This is a genomic window from Bacteroidales bacterium, from assembly GCA_016707785.1.
Taxonomy (GTDB): domain Bacteria; phylum Bacteroidota; class Bacteroidia; order Bacteroidales; family UBA4417; genus UBA4417.
Genome location: JADJGZ010000019.1, coordinates 82521 through 100577 on the forward strand (window position 1 = coordinate 82521; position 18057 = coordinate 100577).

Genomic DNA, 18057 nt, shown 5'->3' on the forward strand with positions numbered 1-18057 from the left:
TTCCTGGCAGAAAGAAGAAATTTCAGCCGGTTGGTTTTTCAAGCTCCACAATAATCAATGTCACTTTCTTCAGAAAAAGTTCCATCAGAAAAAGAACCAAAAAGTCCAATTTCTTTAACCGAATAGTCTCTATAAAGAGTGGGTTTGAGCTCTTTAAGTTTAATTAATATGTCATTCTTCGAAATCATGATTCAAAGATAAGAAATATATAGATGGCCAACAAAATTGACTTTGATGCATTATATCTGACTTCATCCTGAAGAAAATTACTATGCATTTATACCGTTGCTGAATCATTTTGCGAAACTATGCGCCCCGGTATAACTTTTTTGATGTATTCCCTCAAATATTCAGGATTACGAAAACATAAATAGGAATCCTTATTCAACAATTAGTTCAGAACCCGAATGCTCTAATGCTATTACTTCTTATTTTTGGTCTTGAAAACTATTATGGATGAACCTATTCCCGAAACCGGGCATTCAGCGTTTTCGCAAATACCGCACTGTACTTGTGATCCTGCTGTTCCTGCCTGTCATTTTTATCAATATCCGGTCGAACCACGACTGGGGCGACGACTTCGCCCAATATATCCACCAGGCTGAAAATATAATTAAAGGAATCCCTCAGTCCCAAACCGGGTATGTATACAGCCAGGAAAACTATATCGGACCCACTGCTTATCCCTCCGGCTTTCCCATTCTGCTTGCACCGGTTTATGCCATTTTTGGTAATTCCATGCAGGCTTTTATCTTTTATATTTCCCTTTTTTACCTGGCATTAGCTTTTGCAGTTAACTGGTTCTATAAAAAGCATTTTTCACCACTGGCAGCCATCGTCCTTGCTTTTATACTCATTTATAATCCCCAGTTACTCCTTTTCAAACAGGAAGTAATGTCGGATTTGCCCTTCACTCTTTTCCTGGTGCTGGCATTTTGTTTTTATCCTGAAGTGAAACCCGGGAAAACGAGATCTCTTGTATTGTTTGGAATCCTCACCGGGTTCATCATCATGATCAGATCGGTAGGATTTGTGCTGGTTATGGCTATTGCCGCCGACCAGCTAGTCACCATCCTCCGGAAACGGAGCCAGGCTAAGATCAATCATGAACCTACTCCCCCCTTGCTGAAATCGATGGGATTTCCCCTTTTATTGGTCATGATACCTGTTTTCTTCTATTTCCTGGTTAACTCCCTGATTTTCAGAATTCCCTCAAGCGGAAGCCTGATGGATTACCTCTATTTCTATTATTCAGGTAATTTCCTCTTAACCATCCCCGACAACCTGGAACAGTATGTTGAAGTTTTCAGGTATATGTACACACCTGTTACCGGCGGATTCAGGTTCCTTTCACTGATCCTTGGTTCAGCCTTCCTTACCATGGCATTACTGGGTTTTATCCGGAAGATTTCTACACGACTAGAGGTTTTCGATTACTTCTTTGTCTTTTATATTTTTATCCTTCTCGTTTTCCCGAATAATTATTCTGCCTACCGATTACTTATACCGGTGGGTTTCCTGCTATTATTCTATGCCGCCCAGGGCTTCAAGTCCATCCGGCTGGCTTTCTTCCTGAGCGGGAAAAACAGGGTGAGTTTGCTGGGCCTGCTGATCCTGGCAATGTTCATTCCCGGAATCATTAATGTTACTGCAGGTAAAAATACCATGATGGAAGGGCCTCAGCAGGAAGATGCTGTAGCTGCGTTTAAGTTTATCTCCGGAAATGTGGCGGATTCTTCTGTGATCGTTTTCTTTAAACCCAGGGCTTTAGCCTTGTATACCGGTAAGCAGGGCCTTGCGGATCCTTTCACCGAAGATCCAACTGAAATACATATTCAACTTGTAAAAGCAAGTGCTGATTATATCCTGATCCATGAAGAACTCACCAGGGAATCCATGAAAAGATATACCCGGCTGCTGAAATCAAGAGCTCAACTGGTCTGGAAGAATAAAGGATACCGCCTGCTGAAGATCAACCCTCCAAATCCTGCAGAACAGTACTGAGGATATGATGCGACTTCATCTCCCCGAATGCTGGCAGATGCAGACGGAAATATTCAAGCACCCTTTCAAGCAGAAACATCCTGCTTGCATGATCAAAATAAGGAAAAGGGGTTTCGGGGTCGGTACTTAAAAGCTCCGACAGATACTTACTATACGGGGAAGCAATGTAATACGGATGGTCCGGACACTGACTGCTGAATTCTCCTTCCTGCATATCGAAAAACCCCTCCGCTTCCGAGAAATTGTTCTGCGGTTCAAAGCCAAGGAATCCGGCCAGTCTGAGTGAAAAAAGAATGGGGTATAAAGCGGTTTGCTGACTGCCTGAATCAAGTTCTTCTATGGACTGACTGATGAAAGCAAATAGCTTCTTATCCGGCATTTCACCTCGTATCGACCGGTATAGCAACTCATTCATGAATAACAATACTGAACTCCTGGCAATATCACCTGCTATCACATTGAACTGACGGTGAATGGAGACTTCCTTTATCAGGCGCAGACCCGCATTTTCCTTACCATAAGACACAATATCGAGCACAGAAAGGGGCCCGAACAGGTTCTTCTTGATCTTCGCTCCTTTTTTCCTAACTCCTTTAACGATATAGGACTGGAGCCCGAATTGTTCTGTAAAAGCCTTAACAATAAGGCTTGTCTCAGAATAATCGGCCTGGTAAAGGACAATTCCTGTGGTGGAAATGAGCATTTCCGGGAGTAAGTGTTAGCACTTATTTATTAATAAACAGGATCTTCGCCACCGATTTCTTGGAACCATCGGCATTGGTGATAAATACAATGTAAACCCCAGTCCTGACGCGGTCGCCATCAAGGTCTTTGCCATCCCATACCACGCGTCCGCCTTCTGCCATCGTCTCCCAAACCAGGTTCCCACCCATATCTGTGATTTTTACATTCGATTCAGAAACAAGGTTAGTGATTGCAATAGGGCCGGTATAATCTTCCCGCACAGGGTTTGGATAAACATAAACCGAATCAAGCTCTGCAGCAGGCGGTTGGGAGGCATCCTTATAAGATACAATGCCATTGGCTGTGCCAAAAAACACTTCCCCATCAGAAGCTACCTTAATACCAGTGATGGAATTGGAAAGGAGCGGGCTGTTTTCTTCTGTAAAATGATAAATTTCTTTTGAGCCATCCGCTGACATCAGGAAAACCCCTGATTTATCAGTACCCAGCCACTTTTCATTATTCCCGTTGATCGCAATGGCTGTTACTGCTTCAGTTTCCAACAGCGGATGCAAAAAGCCCTCTTCTTCCACCTGTATGATCTGGGCATCATAATTCCCCCCTTCAAAAACATTCTCCGGGGAATAGATTACCGCTACACCCTGGTCACTACCGATCCAGAGTTGCCCATCCATATCCACGGCAAGGCTGGCAATACCATTTCCCGGCAAATCACCGTTACCAGGGGCATTGGTGAGTTTACGCACCTGGTCGTCGGCTGCGTTGTCAAGGGTATTATTATCATTAAATACAATCAGTGAAAGGTCGCGCACCTGCATCCATTTCTGGTTGGAATGGTCGATAGTAACAGCTCCTACATCTATCCCCGTGCCATAAGTGCCCAGATTAAAGGATTTCCACTGTCCATCAGCTTTCTTTACTGAAAGGATATTTGCAGCAGTTGAATTGGTTACCCAAAGATTCTGGTTTCCATCGAAAGCAGCTCCTCCAACAAAAATCATATCTGATGCATTGATTGAATACTGAAGAGAACTGTTCTCCGGGGTAAATGAATTGACAATAGCTCCATCATTGACCTCCAGGAAGCCATAGCCCCAACTGCCTATATAAGCATGATTGTCATCCTGTGGATCAGCAGCAATACTGATCAGATCCCTCATTTCCCCAAGAGAAGGGGTGTTGGCCATGTTAAAGGAACTCCAGCTCTCATCTTCAAAGGTATAATATTGAGCAGCCGAATAAAGATTCCCGAAAGAGGCATTTCTTCCACCGGGCACGGCCCATAAAGTTGTACCCGAAATTCCCATTGCAGCCACCTGCGAATTGATCGGGCCATTGATAAGATATTGCTGCCCTGTAAAGGTTTCATCGATTTTCCATAAGCCTTTATCATTATCTGCAATCCATAAATCCCCGTTTTCATCATAACGGGCATCGTTCGGACGGATATTCCCGGGATTGTAGGAATAATAACTGCTTTCAGGGGAACCATCAGACTTAAAGACATCAACCGTCAGATAATTACACACCAGCAACCGGTCGTTGGAAACAAGCATACTGGTGCGGTTGGAGTGATTGGTCGGATTGAAATATTCCCAGCCTGACTCCTTCTTTACATATAATGAATCCTTATCCCAGACCATCTTTGTGGAATTGGCATAAATCCTTCCACCGAAAGCGGCGATAAGGTTATAATTATTATCCGGAGCAGGCAGTCCGCTTTCCTTTACCCAATTGTCGAAATAAGCCAGGTTTGTTGATGCATCAGCAGAATAAATCCCCTTCTCGGTTGCGGCATAGAATCGATTATCATCGCCTTTTGTCAGTGCATTCACATTGATTTGTGTCCCCAGCGGACCAATCAGGTAGGTATCATGAATCTCTTCCCTTTCAATATCCAGCACAACAATGCCAAATCCACAGGACAAATAAGCATACTTCCCGGAAATTAAAATCTTGTTGATGGTTTTATTCCCCAAAATTGGTTTGCGTTTGATATCAGGAATATTGATCACCACTTCATCTTTGATCAGGTCAACATTAGTGTTGGAATATGCGATAACCAGTGTATTCTCTTCATTACTATAAGCAATGCAGCTGATTCCGACATCTGATAATCCGTTTACCTTATTCCTCCTGCCGATGCTGTTATCAGTTTTGTCAAAATAATAAATACTGCTGGCTGTTGCTGCATAAATACGGTCATCACCAGTAGCAACACTGATGGCTTTATAATAGGGAAGGTGGTCGCGCCACTGCCCGATACCTATGACTTGCGCCTGAAGCAGGCTGCTAAAAAAAGAAAAAATAAGGGCAAGCAGCACTATATGGGTTCTGTAATTCATTCGGATGATTATTGAGCAAGGTTGATCTTATGATGAAAAACGGTTTGATTCATGAGCAATGAATCTATAAAGGAACGTTCAGGGAATAAAAAGTTGTATCATCTTTACAATATTACAATAAAAAAGAATAATGGAAAATGAATGTCAGCCTTCAGGCCCAGGATCAATTGATGCTTACCAATCGTCTCAATATATTTTCTTTTTTTTGTTATTCAGGTAAGGGTATTTTCACTTTCCTGTGTATGATAAGTATTCGTTGACTAAATAATCCTATGAAAAACGCTCTTTTAAAAGAAATCGCACTCAGTGAAGCCGGGCTGATTTTTAACCCGGTAACCGGTGAATCCTTCACGGTAAACCCTATTGGAATCAGTATACTAAACCTCCTGAAACAAGGAAAGGATCTGGATACGATCTGCCAGTTGCTGCTGGAAGAGTATAATGTTGAAGCTGCCATCGTTGAACGCGATGTGATGGATTTCATCAGTCTGTTGAAACAATTTCAATTAACCGGGCAGGATGAAAAGGAAAATTAATATAGCTGTCACAGGGCTTAATGCCATTGATAGTCCGGGGCCGGGTGTACCTGTAATACGGGGTTTGCTTGAGGCTAAATCCTTTGATGCCCATGTTATCGGGCTTGCTTATGAATCATTGGAGCCCGGAGTTTATATGAACAACCATGCCCATCGTTCTTACCTTATTCCCTACCCCACTGATGGCATTGATGCATTGCGGGACCGGCTCCTGTATATTCACAGCAAAGAGATGATTGATGTGATTATCCCGAATTTTGATGCAGAGCTTTTCTCCTTTATGAAACTGGAACCTGAACTCAGGCAGGCAGGGATTCATATGTGCCTCCCGACTTTTGACCAGTTTGAAGAGCGGCAAAAGGTCAATCTCACCGATTTTGGTAAGAAATACAATATCCCTGTACCTGAAGGTATTGCTGTTTCTTCTGTCAGGGAACTCGAAAAAACCTGTAAAGACCTAAAATACCCTGTTATGGTCAAGGGCAGGTATTATGAAGCATTCGCTGCCTACAATTTTGAACAGGCAAAGGGGTATTTCGCTAAGATCAGCTCAAAATGGGGACTTCCCATCGTGGTACAACAGTTTGTAAGAGGTACAGAACTGAATGTAATTGGCCTGGGTGACGGACAAGGAAACACCCTGGCTGCTGTCGCCATGCGCAAACAGTACATCACGGATAAAGGAAAAGCATGGGCCGGAATTACCATCAATGATCCTGCCTTGATTCAGATGACCCGCCATTTCATCACTTCCACACATTGGAGAGGGGCTTTTGAACTTGAGATTATGAAATCAGAAGATGGGAAATACTACCTGATGGAGATAAATCCCAGGATCCCGGCATGGGTTTACCTGGCCATTGCAACCGGACAAAATATCCCGGAATCAATTGTTAACCTGGCGATGGGAAATGAAGTAAAAGCCTTCGATACCTATGAAGTGGGGAAAATGTTTATCCGATACTCCTATGATATGATTGTCGACCGATCCAACTTTGAAAAATTCTCAGTGTTCGGTGAGTTGACTCCATGATGGTGATCCTTTTTCATTTGATGTTTAAACAGATTCAATAATATAAATACATTCTGCAAGTGGTTACACCTGGCTATGTACCACTTAATAAAGCAGAACCATTCAATCTCATACCCTCTATGACTAAAAAAGCTTATGAACGCCCGTTGATAAAGAAACTGGAAACGGGTATGCCGGGAAAATTCGGCTTACGAAATGACCTGGCACCTACTACCCATATCGATGAGGTAGCCGTGAAGGACTTAATGGAAAAATTCGGTTCCCCTCTTTTTGTAATGAGTGAACGAACCATTGTCCAAACGCTGAATAAGGCTAAAAGGGCCTTTAATACCCGTTATCCCAGGGTGCAGTTTGCCTGGTCATATAAAACCAATTACATGGATGCCATATGCAGGATTTTCCACCGGGAAGGTGCCTGGGCAGAGGTAGTTTCAGGTTTTGAATATGAGAAAGCATTAAGGAATGGTGTGGATGGGAAGAAAATCATTTTCAACGGACCTGAAAAATCAAGGCCTGACCTGGAAAAAGCCATTCGCAATGATTCTCTGATCCACATCGATCACCTGGATGAATTGTATGAACTGGTAGAAATAGCCGGCGAATTGAATGTGAAACCCAGGGTAGCTATCCGAATTAACATGGATACAGGGATTTATCCCCAGTGGGACCGGTTTGGCTTCAATCTCGAAAATGGACAGGCCTGGGATGCCATTAATAAGATCATGCATTCCGGTAAAATGGAGCTGGTGGGCTTACATTGCCATATCGGAACTTTTATCCTTAGTCCGGGAGCTTACGGAATCGCAGCAACCAAACTGTCGCAACTGGCGGTGGATATCAGGACAAAATATAATGTTACCGTAAAGTACCTCGACCTGGGAGGAGGGTTTGCCTCAAAAAATACCCTGAAAGGTTCTTATCTGCCCGGGCCTGATATCAATCCGGGATTTGATGACTATGCCGAAGCCATTGCTACAAGTCTGCATAACTCCGGCTTTGAAACGCATGAACTTCCTTTGCTGATCCTGGAAACAGGCAGGGCATTGATTGATGAAGCCGGTTACCTGCTCACCACGGTATTAGGCAATAAACGCCTGGCTTCCGGAGGCCGCTCAACCATCATTGATGCCGGAGTAAACCTGCTATTCACCTCTTTCTGGTACGACCATAAAGTTGCACCGGCTCAATCATTTTCACTTTACAGGGAAGAAACCCTCATTTGTGGTCCTCTATGTATGAATATTGATGTGATCAGGAATGCCATAAGTCTGCCTCTTTTAAACAAAGGTGATCGTTTAGTGATTTTCAATACCGGGGCTTATAATATGACCCAGTGGATGCAATTCATCACCATGCGCCCGGCTATTGTTCTCATCCGAACCAATGGAGAAGTCCACCAGATCAGGAGAAAAGAGGAGATCGAAACCCTGACAAATTCCGAAATTGTTCCCGAGTTTCTCTTGTAGAAACACCTCCAAAAGGATACATTATGTTTTTTAAAACTTGAGGTCGTATGTTTTCTTTGCATAATTTTAGTATCTTCACCACCGAAAATAACAGGAAGGGCTTCCTCTTATGTTCGACCGGGCATAATTTATTGTCGTCCGGTTGCATGGAAATCCGGCCTGTTGCCATGCAACTTTTAACCCAATTTCACCTCTATGATCCACTATTCAGACTTTGCCATCATCGAAGGGCTAAGGCTCCATAGTGATTATATTATTAAATATGTCTACAAGGAATTCTTCCCTTCCATCAGGTATTTAATTAAAACAAATGCAGGCCTGGAAGAAGATGCAGAAGACATATTTCAGGAAGCCCTCTACATTGTCCTGAAAAAAATCCAGGAGGAAGATTTCGAACTTAGTTCATCATTTCTTACATACCTCTACTCCATCAGTAAAAATTTATGGTTGCAGCGCCTGAAACGCAAAAGGCTCATGGAAAACAACCATGAAGAACTCGTAAGGCACTTCTCTTCACCCCATCATAGCTCAGAAAAATTTATTGAGGATGAAGAAAAGTATGATGTATTCATGAAACAATTTGAAAACCTGAGCGACGATTGCAAAAAACTCCTTCATCTGTTCCTGGGCAAAATGTCCCTCAAGGAAATAGCAGAGGAAATGGGCTACAAATCTGAGTTTTATGCCAAAACAAAAAAATATCTCTGTAAGGAAGCGCTCAAACGCATGGTTGAAAATGACCCTGCGATCCGGGCATTACTTTGATATTTTTAGCTTCTCAATCTCTTATTATCCTCTTCTTACAAAAGTAAATCAAACCGTCCCTTCAGTATTATGGGATTCATATCTCTTTTGTGAGGACTGGGATAAGCATAATAGCTGTCTGAATAAATATTTCCAGCAATCAATATCCAGGGCTTTTTTTCCGTACACCTTAAAATCCTATCCTCTTGAATAGCCTTAGCTCCAGGGTTCAGGGCATAAGCGACGGCCTGCTGAACAGCTACTCCATGGTTTTTTTCTCTAAAAACCGGGTATTCGCGATCATTCTTCTGCTTGTTTCATTTGTAGATCCACATGCAGGATTGAGCGGACTCATTGCTATTCTTACCTCTAATATGAGTGCTTACCTGATTGGGCTGAATAAGCAAAATATCCTTTCCGGCGTTTATGGATTTAACTCATTGCTGGTAGGGCTTGGAATGGGCGTTTATTTCAGTTTCTCCCTGCAGTTCTTTATACTGCTGGTATTTGCTTCCCTTTTAACCCTGTTTCTTACCTTGCTTTTCGAGGGTGTGATCGGCAAATATGGACTTCCATTTCTAACCCTTTCCTTTCTCATCACTTTCTGGCTGGTGATGCTTGCCGCCAGGAGATATGCAGGGCTCAGTATCAGTGAAAGGGGCATCTTTACCTACAATGAATTCTATCTCAGGGGAGGGAGTTACCTCCTGGGGGCTCATAACTGGCTGAATGAGCTGAGTCTCCCCTTTGCGCTCTCCACTTACTTTAAATCCCTTTCCGCGATCTTCTTTCAATACCATCTTTTCCCCGGTATTCTTATCGCCATAGGGTTACTTTATTATTCCCGGATTGCTTTTTCCCTTTCCCTGCTTGGTTTTTATTCGGCCTACCTTTTTATCACTTCATTGGTGCCGACCTTAATGAGCTCAATTATACCTTTATAGGCTTCAATTTCATCCTCACCGCTATTGCTATCGGTGGATTTTTCATTATCTCTTCGCCCCTCTCCTATTTATGGGTGATCCTGCTTACCCCGGTCATTTCAATTCTGCTCTCCAGCTCCGCTGAATTATTGGCTTATTTTCAGCTTTCAACTTATTCTTTTCCTTTCAACCTGGTGGTACTGGTCTTTCTTTATATGTTGAAATTCAGGGAAAAAGCCGATAAAAAACTGGAACTGGTGCTTTTTCAGGAGTTCTCCCCTGAACGGAATTTATACAGCCAGCAAAACAACAAAACCCGCTTCCTGGGGAATTTGTTCTTCCCGGTGAAACTGCCCTTTATGGGTGAATGGATTGTAACACAGGGACACTCAGGGGAACACACCCATAAAGAATCCTGGAAGCATGCCTGGGACTTTGAAATCTGTGATGAAAATGGGAATACCTATGCAGAGAAAGGCAATGTTCTCACCGATTATTTTAGTTACAATAAACCGGTTGTAGCCCCTGCCGATGGCTGGATTGAAGAAATTATCGACAATGTGGACGACAATGATCCAAGGGCTTTTAACCTCAGGCAAAATTGGGGAAATACAGTGGTAATCCGTCACTTCGACGGACTATATTCAAAAATGAGCCACCTTCGGAAAGGTAGCCTTAAAGTGGAAAAAGGAAGTTTTGTAAAAAAGGTGATAAGATAGCATTATGTGGAAATTCCGGGCGATCACCCCAACCACATATCCATTTCCAAATGCAGGCCACACCATATATCGGTTCTGCAACTCTCGATTTTCCCATTGGCAGGTACATCCTGCATCATGATCATCGTTTCGAACTCATCAGCTGGGGAAAGCCTGAGAATGGGCAACTTATTTCAAACATCGATAATAATAACAGCCTGTCAGCTGCCTTCAATTTTATCCCCGGGCAACAAATCTCCTTCTCTGTCAGGGAAGAAAACAAAGATCCTTACATCCTTTATTGGAATGTAGAAATCGACTTATACAATTATACCTACCTTCATTGTCATACTACAGGATCAAAAGCCTATTTCCGCAATGACCCTGATCTGCATTGCTTTACATGGTTCCATGGGGATAAAAATCCCTTTTATACGCATTTTACCTTGGAGCTTACAAAATTGCCAAAGGCTATTACCCTGGCTTAATTATAAAGGATGAATACCCTTTATTTAATATGCGGAAAGGATTGCGAAAAGTATTGCAGGATTTTGTGGCTCCTTTCCACTTGTTTGTCCATTCAGAGTACATAATGGAATACATTTCCATGGAGGATGAACTGGGACAAACCGGGATCACTCTTCAATCATCTATGTTGGAACGTACCTCTTTGAAAACCAGGGAACTTGCCGAATTCTCCTTCTTTGTGGATCATGAGAGAATTGAAAGATTCGTGTTAAAACAAGATGGAAGAGTTATCACTGCTTCGATTCCTGAAAATACTGAAAGCTTACCCATATGAAATGGACCGCAACTTTCATCACAGCCTTCTGCCTGCTAGCATATTCAGGGGTTTTCGCACAGGTAAAAAGAACCTCAGTTTGGTACGATAGCATTACTTATGCCAATTATCTGAACCAGGATTGGAAAGCACTCTCCCGCTCATGGAAAAGATGCGATACGGCATAATTACGACTATTATTACCTCAGGATGCGAATGGCTACGGCTGATTTTAACCTTGGGAAGTACCGGACTGCCATCGGGCATTATGACAAGGCTTCTGGTTTCAATTCGTCAGATAATAGCGGTAAGTTGATGAAATACTACAGCTACCTCAATCTCGGAGATAATGAACATGCTCAGCTGCTGGCTTCGTCATTTACCCCTCAGATGAAGAAGGATATTGACATCCGGCCCCCTCATTTCCCGCAATGGCTGTATCTCGAATCCGGATTTAGTCCCGACCCCGGGCAGGGGGGATACCTGATGGGCACAGATAGTATTTATGGTGAGCAGGACCTGAACAGGAATCTTAACTATTACCACCTGGGAAGCAAATTCATGGTTAAGCCCAATCTATATGCTTATGTCGGCTTGACTTTTATGAATATCCGGAAAGAGAAGCGATATGAATATGCAACAACAGGCATTCATCGCGATTCTGTCACTGCCGAGTCATACGGGTCGGCCTATTATTATTCATTCCCTAAACTGATCAATGATACCGCCTTTCAGTATAAGCTCAGGCAAAACGATTTATACTTTTCCCTGGAATATCTTCCCAATGAATACTGGAAAGTGATTCCATCCGTGCATCTGCTCCAGGTTCGCTCAAGGAATTTTCAGTCTGTTTACAATGTCACCACTAAATCGGATACCGCCTGGTACCAGACATTGGACAATTCCTGGCATCTTTTCGATTATAATTCCGATGAGTATTCGTTTATCTCAAGTGATACAACATTCAATAATTTTGTGGCCGCTTTAAATATCAGCAGGGATTGGCAAAACTTTTCCTTTGGGATCCAGGGCAGCATTTCAAACTTTAACGAGAAAAAACAATCTCAATTAGGTGGATCCATTAAATGGTATCCCTTGGGAAATTCTGATCTTTTTGTCTCATTTTCTGCAATTTCACTTAATTCAAAAAAAGAAAAACGAATGGTATATGAACCTGCCATTGGGTTCAGATTATTAAAGAATCTATGGCTTTCAGGTTTTGTAACAAAAGGAAATCTTAGCTTATACAATGAAGGAAACGGGGCAATGGTTTATAACCAGAGTGACCCGGTGGTTTTCAGGACGGGTGCCAATGCATTTCTTCCGGTTGGAAATCATCTTGAATTCTTTGGTTCTTACCGTTTTTTGAAGAAGGAATATTCGTCCACACATATTACAGCTGTTGAAAACCTTCAGCAGGAAACAGTTCTGACAACGGTAAGCACCACCCAAAACTATAAACAACACAATTTCTCCGCTGGAATAAAATGGAAACTATGAAAAAGAGAATTCCCATGCTTTTATTAGTCTTAGGTTTGAATTTCATCACTCTTACAGGCTTTACACAAGATTATAAAATACTTCAGGATGCATTTTCGAGCAGTTACAGCCTTGAAACAGCCGGTAAATACACAGCTGCTATCGAGGTTTTGGAGAAACAATATGATGCCTCTTCCTATGAAATCAACCTCAGGTTGGGATGGCTGCATTATCTTACAGGTCAATTTGTTGAATCAATAAACTATTACAACAAGTCTATCCAGCTCATGCCTCTTTCTGTTGAAGCTCGGTTTGGATATGTTTATCCTGCTTCTGCACTCGGTAATTGGGATCAGGTGGTTGCCAAGTATATGGAAATTCTCAGGATTGATCCTTCCAATTATACCGCCAATTACCGTCTGGGTGCCATTTATTACACCCGGAAAGAATATGGCACTGCTTATAAGTATTTTGAGAAGCTTGTGAACTGGTTTCCTTTTGATTATGATGTACTTCATATGTATGCATGGACTAACTACCAAATGGGAAAGCTCCGGGAGGCAAAAGTCCTGTTTCATAAAGCGTTGCTGAATCACCCGAATGATGCCTCTTGCCTTGAGGGGCTGGGGCTTATTAAATGATTTACAGAATGAAAAATGAAAAATGCAAATTGCAAATAGCAAATAGCAAAATGTAAAATGCCTTAAAAATCAAAAAAAAGGAACGCGGATCCGCGTGGCGGACAGTTACACGGGATTGAAACGGATAAAAATAAATCAAAGCAAATAGCAAATCCACTGTGTAAAATCGTCAATAAGGATTCGTGTGCATTCGTGGATAAATAAAAATGAGCAAATGGCTTCCATCGGGCTTTGAATGGTTGATGTTCCCGAAAAATAACTAATATTGTTCCGGAAAACCTTCTGACAATTGAATTCATTCCTTGATCATTACTTTTCTTCCCAAAGAATTCGGTTTCACACCAGGGAAATCAATATTGGCGGACTTCTTTTAGGAGGGACTAATCCGATCCGGATTCAGTCGATGACCAATACTGATACCAATGATATTGAAAATACTGTAAATCAATGTATCCGCCTGGCTAATGCAGGATGTGAACTTATCAGGATTACAGCCCAGGGGGAACGGGAAGCACAAAACCTGGCGCTCATCAAAAAAGAACTCAGGTCGAGAGGATACCAGGTTCCATTGATTGCAGATATTCATTTCAATCCGAAAGCCGCTGAAATTGCAGCAGGAATTGTAGAGAAAGTACGCATCAATCCTGGAAATTACAGCGATAAGAACATTTCAGGGAAGTACGCCTTTACAGAACAGGAGTATGCCATTGAATTAGAGCGTATTGCAGAAAAAATCAACCCTTTGCTTACTATTTGTAAGCAGAATGGAACGGCTATCCGCATTGGTTCCAATCATGGTTCTCTCAGCAACCGCATCATCAACAGATATGGTGACACTCCGGAAGGCATGGTTGAATCAGCCCTTGAATTCGCCAGGATTTGCAGGATGCAGGGATTTCAAAACCTTGTACTGTCCATGAAATCCAGCAATGTGAAGGTTATGATCTATGCAACCCGTTTGTTAGCGCAAAGGATGATGGCTGAGAACATGGATTTCCCGATTCACCTGGGTGTTACTGAAGCCGGGGATGGAGAAGATGGCATCCTGAAATCTGCGGTTGGGATCGGGGCCCTTTTGGAGGATGGAATTGGTGACACGCTGCGTGTTTCCCTCACTGGCGACCCAATGAAAGAAATCCCTGTTGCCAGGATGATCGCTGCAAGATATAATTTTGATCAGAGCATTAATGCCCGTTTTGAGCAACCCTTGCTTTCATCTGAAAAACCTTTATTCATCATTCCAGATTACAGTCCCGATTTTAATGGTGAAATCCCGATCGATCCTTTTACCTTTCAGAAAAGGGAAAGTCATTCCAGTGGCCCGCTTGGTGGCAGTCAACTTACACAGGTGCTTACCCGGCGGAATGAAAGGCTGTATATTCAGCATGAAACCCACGAAACTGGTATTGAATTGGACCAAAATATCCTCCCGGGAATTTTCCGGCCTTCTGGTGGGATGAGGCAAATGAGAGGTGATTTTTGTAATGCTATTCTAAATAAAAACAATGCCCCTTCAATCATTTCATGGTATTATAAAGGTACTGACCCCCTGGAATTCATGGTCAATGCCTCCATTGATGTGGGTAGTTTGCTGATTGACGGATTTGGAGAGGCTATCTGCCTGGATGCACCCGGCCTCCCTGATGATTTGCAGGCTTCTGTTGCCTTCGGAATACTGCAGGCTACCCGTACCCGCATCACCCGCACGGAGTATATCTCCTGCCCTTCCTGTGGCCGCACCTTATTTGATATTGAATCGACCCTTGAAAAAGTGAAATCAGCAACTTCTCACCTGGTAGGTCTGAAGATTGCAGTGATGGGATGCATCGTCAACGGCCCCGGTGAAATGGCCGATGCCGACTTCGGATATGTAGGTGCCGGAAAGGGGAAAGTATCTCTTTATAAAGGTAAGGAGGTGGTAAGGAAAGGGATACCGGAGGAATCTGCTGTGGATGAACTAATCAAGTTGATCCGATCAGATAGCAGGTTTGCCTGATCTGATTTGAGCACTTCAAATCCCCCTTACTAAAATAATGGCTTTACAATATTAAAATTGACAGTTCCTTCGTGATTGATTATCTTTGCTTGCTTATCAACTATTTCTAGTTTATCTTTTCTTTTTAGTTTCACCTATCCATCCTATTTTAAATATATCCGAAATTATTATGAAAGCTTCCAAATTCCAATTCAATGATTCTGAATACATTAAAGTTGAGTTCCCTTATGATCCTGAAATCATAAAGTTGATAAAACAAATTGATGGTGTAAAATGGAATCCATCATTAAAAGCCTGGTTAATCCCTTATGATAATGAAGCTTATAATAAGCTTATTAAATTATTTCCTGATATTCAGATTATTAAATCGCAGCTTATTCAACATAAGCCTGCTACTGTTGAAAATTCAGGGAACGCAATTGATAATCCTGTAAGTATTGAGGTAATCGGACGGAAAATCCTTATTCAGGTCAGGAAAAACGAAGTTGATATACAATTCTTGAGATCATTGAGATTTAGCAAATGGAATCAGAGTATTTTCAGATGGGAGATTCCGGATTACCCTGGCAACCTGGATCTTTTAAATGATTATTTTGGTAAAAGAATTATTAGCCTTGTTATTCATTCATCACACACGGTAAATGGACCTAATGGTCAGCGTGAGGCAGGCAGAGATGAATTGCTGATATTCAAAACATTAACAGGCAGATTAAAACTTATTTTTGGATTTAATAAGGCTTTGACAGCCAAAATCAAGCAATATCCTTATCATAGTTGGAATGCTAAAAACAAATGGTGGACTATCCCCTATTCAGATCATTATCTTGAAGAGCTCAAATCAATAGCAGAAGAGTTTGGACTGAAAGTTAACTATGAAGAGGAAATCCATGGAGAAAAGGGTGTTAACAGGGTATCGCCTTATGACGTGCCCAATTACCGATATGCTCCCGAGGAATACATCCTGAAACTCACCGAGATGCGTTACAGCGATCACACTATACGGACATACAAAGCATTATTTGAGGAGTTTATGAATTTCTACCATACGCTGGATATTAAGCAAATTGATGAGCATCAAATTATTGCCTTTTTAAGGTACCTGGTAATGGAAAGAAAAGTATCAATATCCTATCAAAATCAGGCTATTAATGCAATTAAGTATTACTATGAGAAAGTCTTAGGTGGAAAGAGAAAGTTTTATTTTATTGACCGACCGAAGAAGGAGAAAACACTTCCTACTGTTCTTAATGAAGAAGAAATACTGCGGCTACTAAGGACTGTTGAAAACAAAAAACATAAGACCATTCTAATGCTCGCCTACTCTTCAGGATTACGTTTAGGTGAGATCATAAGGTTAAAGTTGACGGACATTGACAGACAACGTATGCAAATCCGCATAGAACAGTCAAAGGGGAAAAAAGACCGGTATACAAAACTATCAGCGAAATTCTTAAAGACTTTGGATGAATATCTGGAAGAATACAATCCCAAAGAATATATGATTGAAGGAGCAAAAGGGGAAGATTACTCACCGAGGAGTATACAGACAATGATCAAAACCATAGCTTCAAAAGCCAATATTTCGAAGAGGGTTACTATGCACACATTACGTCACACCTTTGCAACCCATAGCCTGGAAAATGGCGTGGATTTACGGTATATTCAGTCGATGATGGGGCACGAAAGCAGCAAAACTACCGAGGTATACACTCATATAACTACCAGGGGATTTGATCAAATACATAGTCCGATGGATAATTTAGATGTATAAGGTATGAATATGATAGAATATTTAGTATATTCGGCCTTAATATGGTGCATATTTAAAAATGAAACTTATCATTATACTTTGGTTAAAAAGATTTGCGAAAAATAATTTGTTTGGAATATATTCATAGTACTGAATCTAGTCAGCTACCGACTGTTGACGCATTGAAAACCTGGCAAGAATCATTAAAATTTGGAAATTCGTAACTTTTAAGTTACTTTTGTGACATCATTCAGCTCATGGACAAAATCCGGGAAATCGTAGCCTATAAAAACTACTTCGAGGACTTTTTGACTGAACAACCTATTAAAGTTCAGGATAAAATATTCAAAATTCTAGAAGCTATTGAGACACTGGAAAGAATTCCGACTACTTACCTAAAGCAGATTACAGGAACCAATGGACTTTATGAGGCACGGATTCAATTAGGATCGGACATTTGGCGTGTCTTTTGTTTTTTCGACAGCGGGAAACTGGTAATACTTTTAAATGGTTTCCAGAAGAAGAAACAAAAAACACCAGGACAAGAAATTACGAAGGCTAAAAAATTAATGAATGAATACTATGAAAACAAAAAGCAACAATAGCGAAACCTCTTCGTGGTCGGAAATCAAAGACCGTGTTTACGGAAAAGCTGGTACTGAAAGACGCGATAATCTTGAGAGAGAGGCTGAATCCTTCAAAATTGGACTTCTGCTAAAGAAAGCCCGTGAATCCCGACACATGACACAGGAAGAACTAGGACAAATTATTGATAAGAAAAGAGAGTATATTTCCCGCGTAGAAAATAATGGCAGCAACATAACTCTAAGCACTTTATTTGATATTGTCGAAAAAGGGCTTGGCGGGAAAGTCAATATATCTATAGAAGTCTGATTGACTAATATTTACGAATCTTTATATGCCTAATCCGCCTCACGCATAAGTAAAATATATCT

General features: G+C 41.6%; 17 protein-coding genes and 2 pseudogenes. 16 read left to right on the top strand and 3 right to left on the bottom strand.

The features are described 5' to 3' along the window. Positions 1 to 22 precede the first annotated feature (22 nt). A pseudogene (locus IPH84_12120) lies at positions 23 to 188 on the bottom strand (nucleotidyltransferase domain-containing protein). A 268-nt stretch (positions 189 to 456) separates the two neighbouring features. Here IPH84_12120 and IPH84_12125 point away from each other — a divergent pair. Then, entirely contained in the window at positions 457 to 2004 is a 1548-nt protein-coding gene (locus IPH84_12125) for a glycosyltransferase family 39 protein (protein MBK7173954.1), read from the top strand. Here IPH84_12125 and recO read toward each other — a convergent pair. Both recO and IPH84_12135 read right to left on the bottom strand, forming a co-directional pair. Continuing rightward, positions 1973 to 2707, bottom strand: a complete 735-nt coding sequence (gene recO, locus IPH84_12130; GenBank protein ID MBK7173955.1) for a DNA repair protein RecO — start codon at positions 2705 to 2707, stop codon at positions 1973 to 1975. The two genes, IPH84_12125 and recO, sit on opposite strands and share 32 nt — an antisense overlap. Positions 2708 to 2729: 22 nt before the next feature. Beyond that, positions 2730 to 5054: a T9SS type A sorting domain-containing protein gene (locus IPH84_12135; protein MBK7173956.1), complete on the bottom strand. Its 2325-nt coding sequence runs from the start codon at positions 5052 to 5054 to the stop codon at positions 2730 to 2732. 272 nt (positions 5055 to 5326) lie between these two features. On the opposite strand from IPH84_12135, the gene IPH84_12140 reads away from it, so the two are divergent. The 15 genes and pseudogenes from IPH84_12140 (at position 5327) to IPH84_12210 (ending at position 17995) form a co-directional block, all read left to right on the top strand. After that, positions 5327 to 5590 (top strand): PqqD family protein, encoded by a 264-nt coding sequence (locus tag IPH84_12140; GenBank protein ID MBK7173957.1) that lies wholly within the window; start codon positions 5327 to 5329, stop codon positions 5588 to 5590. Continuing rightward, entirely contained in the window at positions 5574 to 6623 is a 1050-nt protein-coding gene (locus IPH84_12145) for an ATP-grasp domain-containing protein (GenBank protein MBK7173958.1), read from the top strand. The genes IPH84_12140 and IPH84_12145 overlap by 17 nt, the downstream gene beginning before the upstream one ends. Positions 6624 to 6742: 119 nt before the next feature. Further along, the gene (locus tag IPH84_12150) at positions 6743 to 8089 is read left to right on the top strand and encodes a diaminopimelate decarboxylase (GenBank protein MBK7173959.1); all 1347 of its coding nucleotides are present in this window, start codon (positions 6743 to 6745) and stop codon (positions 8087 to 8089) included. A gap of 195 nt (positions 8090 to 8284) precedes the next feature. Beyond that, entirely contained in the window at positions 8285 to 8854 is a 570-nt protein-coding gene (locus tag IPH84_12155; GenBank protein ID MBK7173960.1) for a sigma-70 family RNA polymerase sigma factor, read from the top strand. Between the two features lie 185 nt (positions 8855 to 9039). Continuing rightward, positions 9040 to 9777 (top strand): urea transporter, encoded by a 738-nt coding sequence (locus tag IPH84_12160; protein MBK7173961.1) that lies wholly within the window; start codon positions 9040 to 9042, stop codon positions 9775 to 9777. Then, positions 9738 to 10475 carry an urea transporter gene (locus IPH84_12165; protein ID MBK7173962.1) on the top strand — a complete coding sequence of 246 codons (738 nt, stop codon included), beginning with the start codon at positions 9738 to 9740 and terminating at the stop codon, positions 10473 to 10475. Before IPH84_12160 ends, IPH84_12165 begins: the two co-directional genes overlap by 40 nt. Positions 10476 to 10525: 50 nt before the next feature. After that, positions 10526 to 10942: a hypothetical protein gene (locus IPH84_12170; GenBank protein ID MBK7173963.1), complete on the top strand. Its 417-nt coding sequence runs from the start codon at positions 10526 to 10528 to the stop codon at positions 10940 to 10942. A gap of 41 nt (positions 10943 to 10983) precedes the next feature. Next, on the top strand, positions 10984 to 11256 hold the full coding sequence (locus IPH84_12175) for a hypothetical protein (GenBank protein ID MBK7173964.1): 273 nt from the start codon (positions 10984 to 10986) through the stop codon (positions 11254 to 11256). Further along, the gene (locus IPH84_12180) at positions 11253 to 11423 is read left to right on the top strand and encodes a hypothetical protein (GenBank protein MBK7173965.1); all 171 of its coding nucleotides are present in this window, start codon (positions 11253 to 11255) and stop codon (positions 11421 to 11423) included. The genes IPH84_12175 and IPH84_12180 overlap by 4 nt, the downstream gene beginning before the upstream one ends. Before the next feature lie 28 nt (positions 11424 to 11451). Beyond that, a complete protein-coding gene (locus IPH84_12185; GenBank protein MBK7173966.1) occupies positions 11452 to 12735 on the top strand; it encodes a hypothetical protein in 1284 nt (427 codons plus the stop codon). A 14-nt stretch (positions 12736 to 12749) separates the two neighbouring features. After that, complete coding sequence (locus IPH84_12190) at positions 12750 to 13355, top strand: tetratricopeptide repeat protein (GenBank protein MBK7173967.1); 606 nt, start codon at positions 12750 to 12752, stop codon at positions 13353 to 13355. A gap of 346 nt (positions 13356 to 13701) precedes the next feature. Further along, positions 13702 to 15351: pseudogene (gene ispG / locus IPH84_12195) on the top strand ((E)-4-hydroxy-3-methylbut-2-enyl-diphosphate synthase). Positions 15352 to 15520: 169 nt separating this feature from the next. Then, on the top strand, positions 15521 to 17122 hold the full coding sequence (locus tag IPH84_12200) for a site-specific integrase (GenBank protein MBK7173968.1): 1602 nt from the start codon (positions 15521 to 15523) through the stop codon (positions 17120 to 17122). A 236-nt stretch (positions 17123 to 17358) separates the two neighbouring features. Further along, positions 17359 to 17706, top strand: a complete 348-nt coding sequence (locus tag IPH84_12205) for a type II toxin-antitoxin system RelE/ParE family toxin (protein MBK7173969.1) — start codon at positions 17359 to 17361, stop codon at positions 17704 to 17706. Next, the gene (locus IPH84_12210) at positions 17684 to 17995 is read left to right on the top strand and encodes a helix-turn-helix transcriptional regulator (GenBank protein MBK7173970.1); all 312 of its coding nucleotides are present in this window, start codon (positions 17684 to 17686) and stop codon (positions 17993 to 17995) included. The genes IPH84_12205 and IPH84_12210 overlap by 23 nt, the downstream gene beginning before the upstream one ends. Positions 17996 to 18057: the final 62 nt, after the last annotated feature.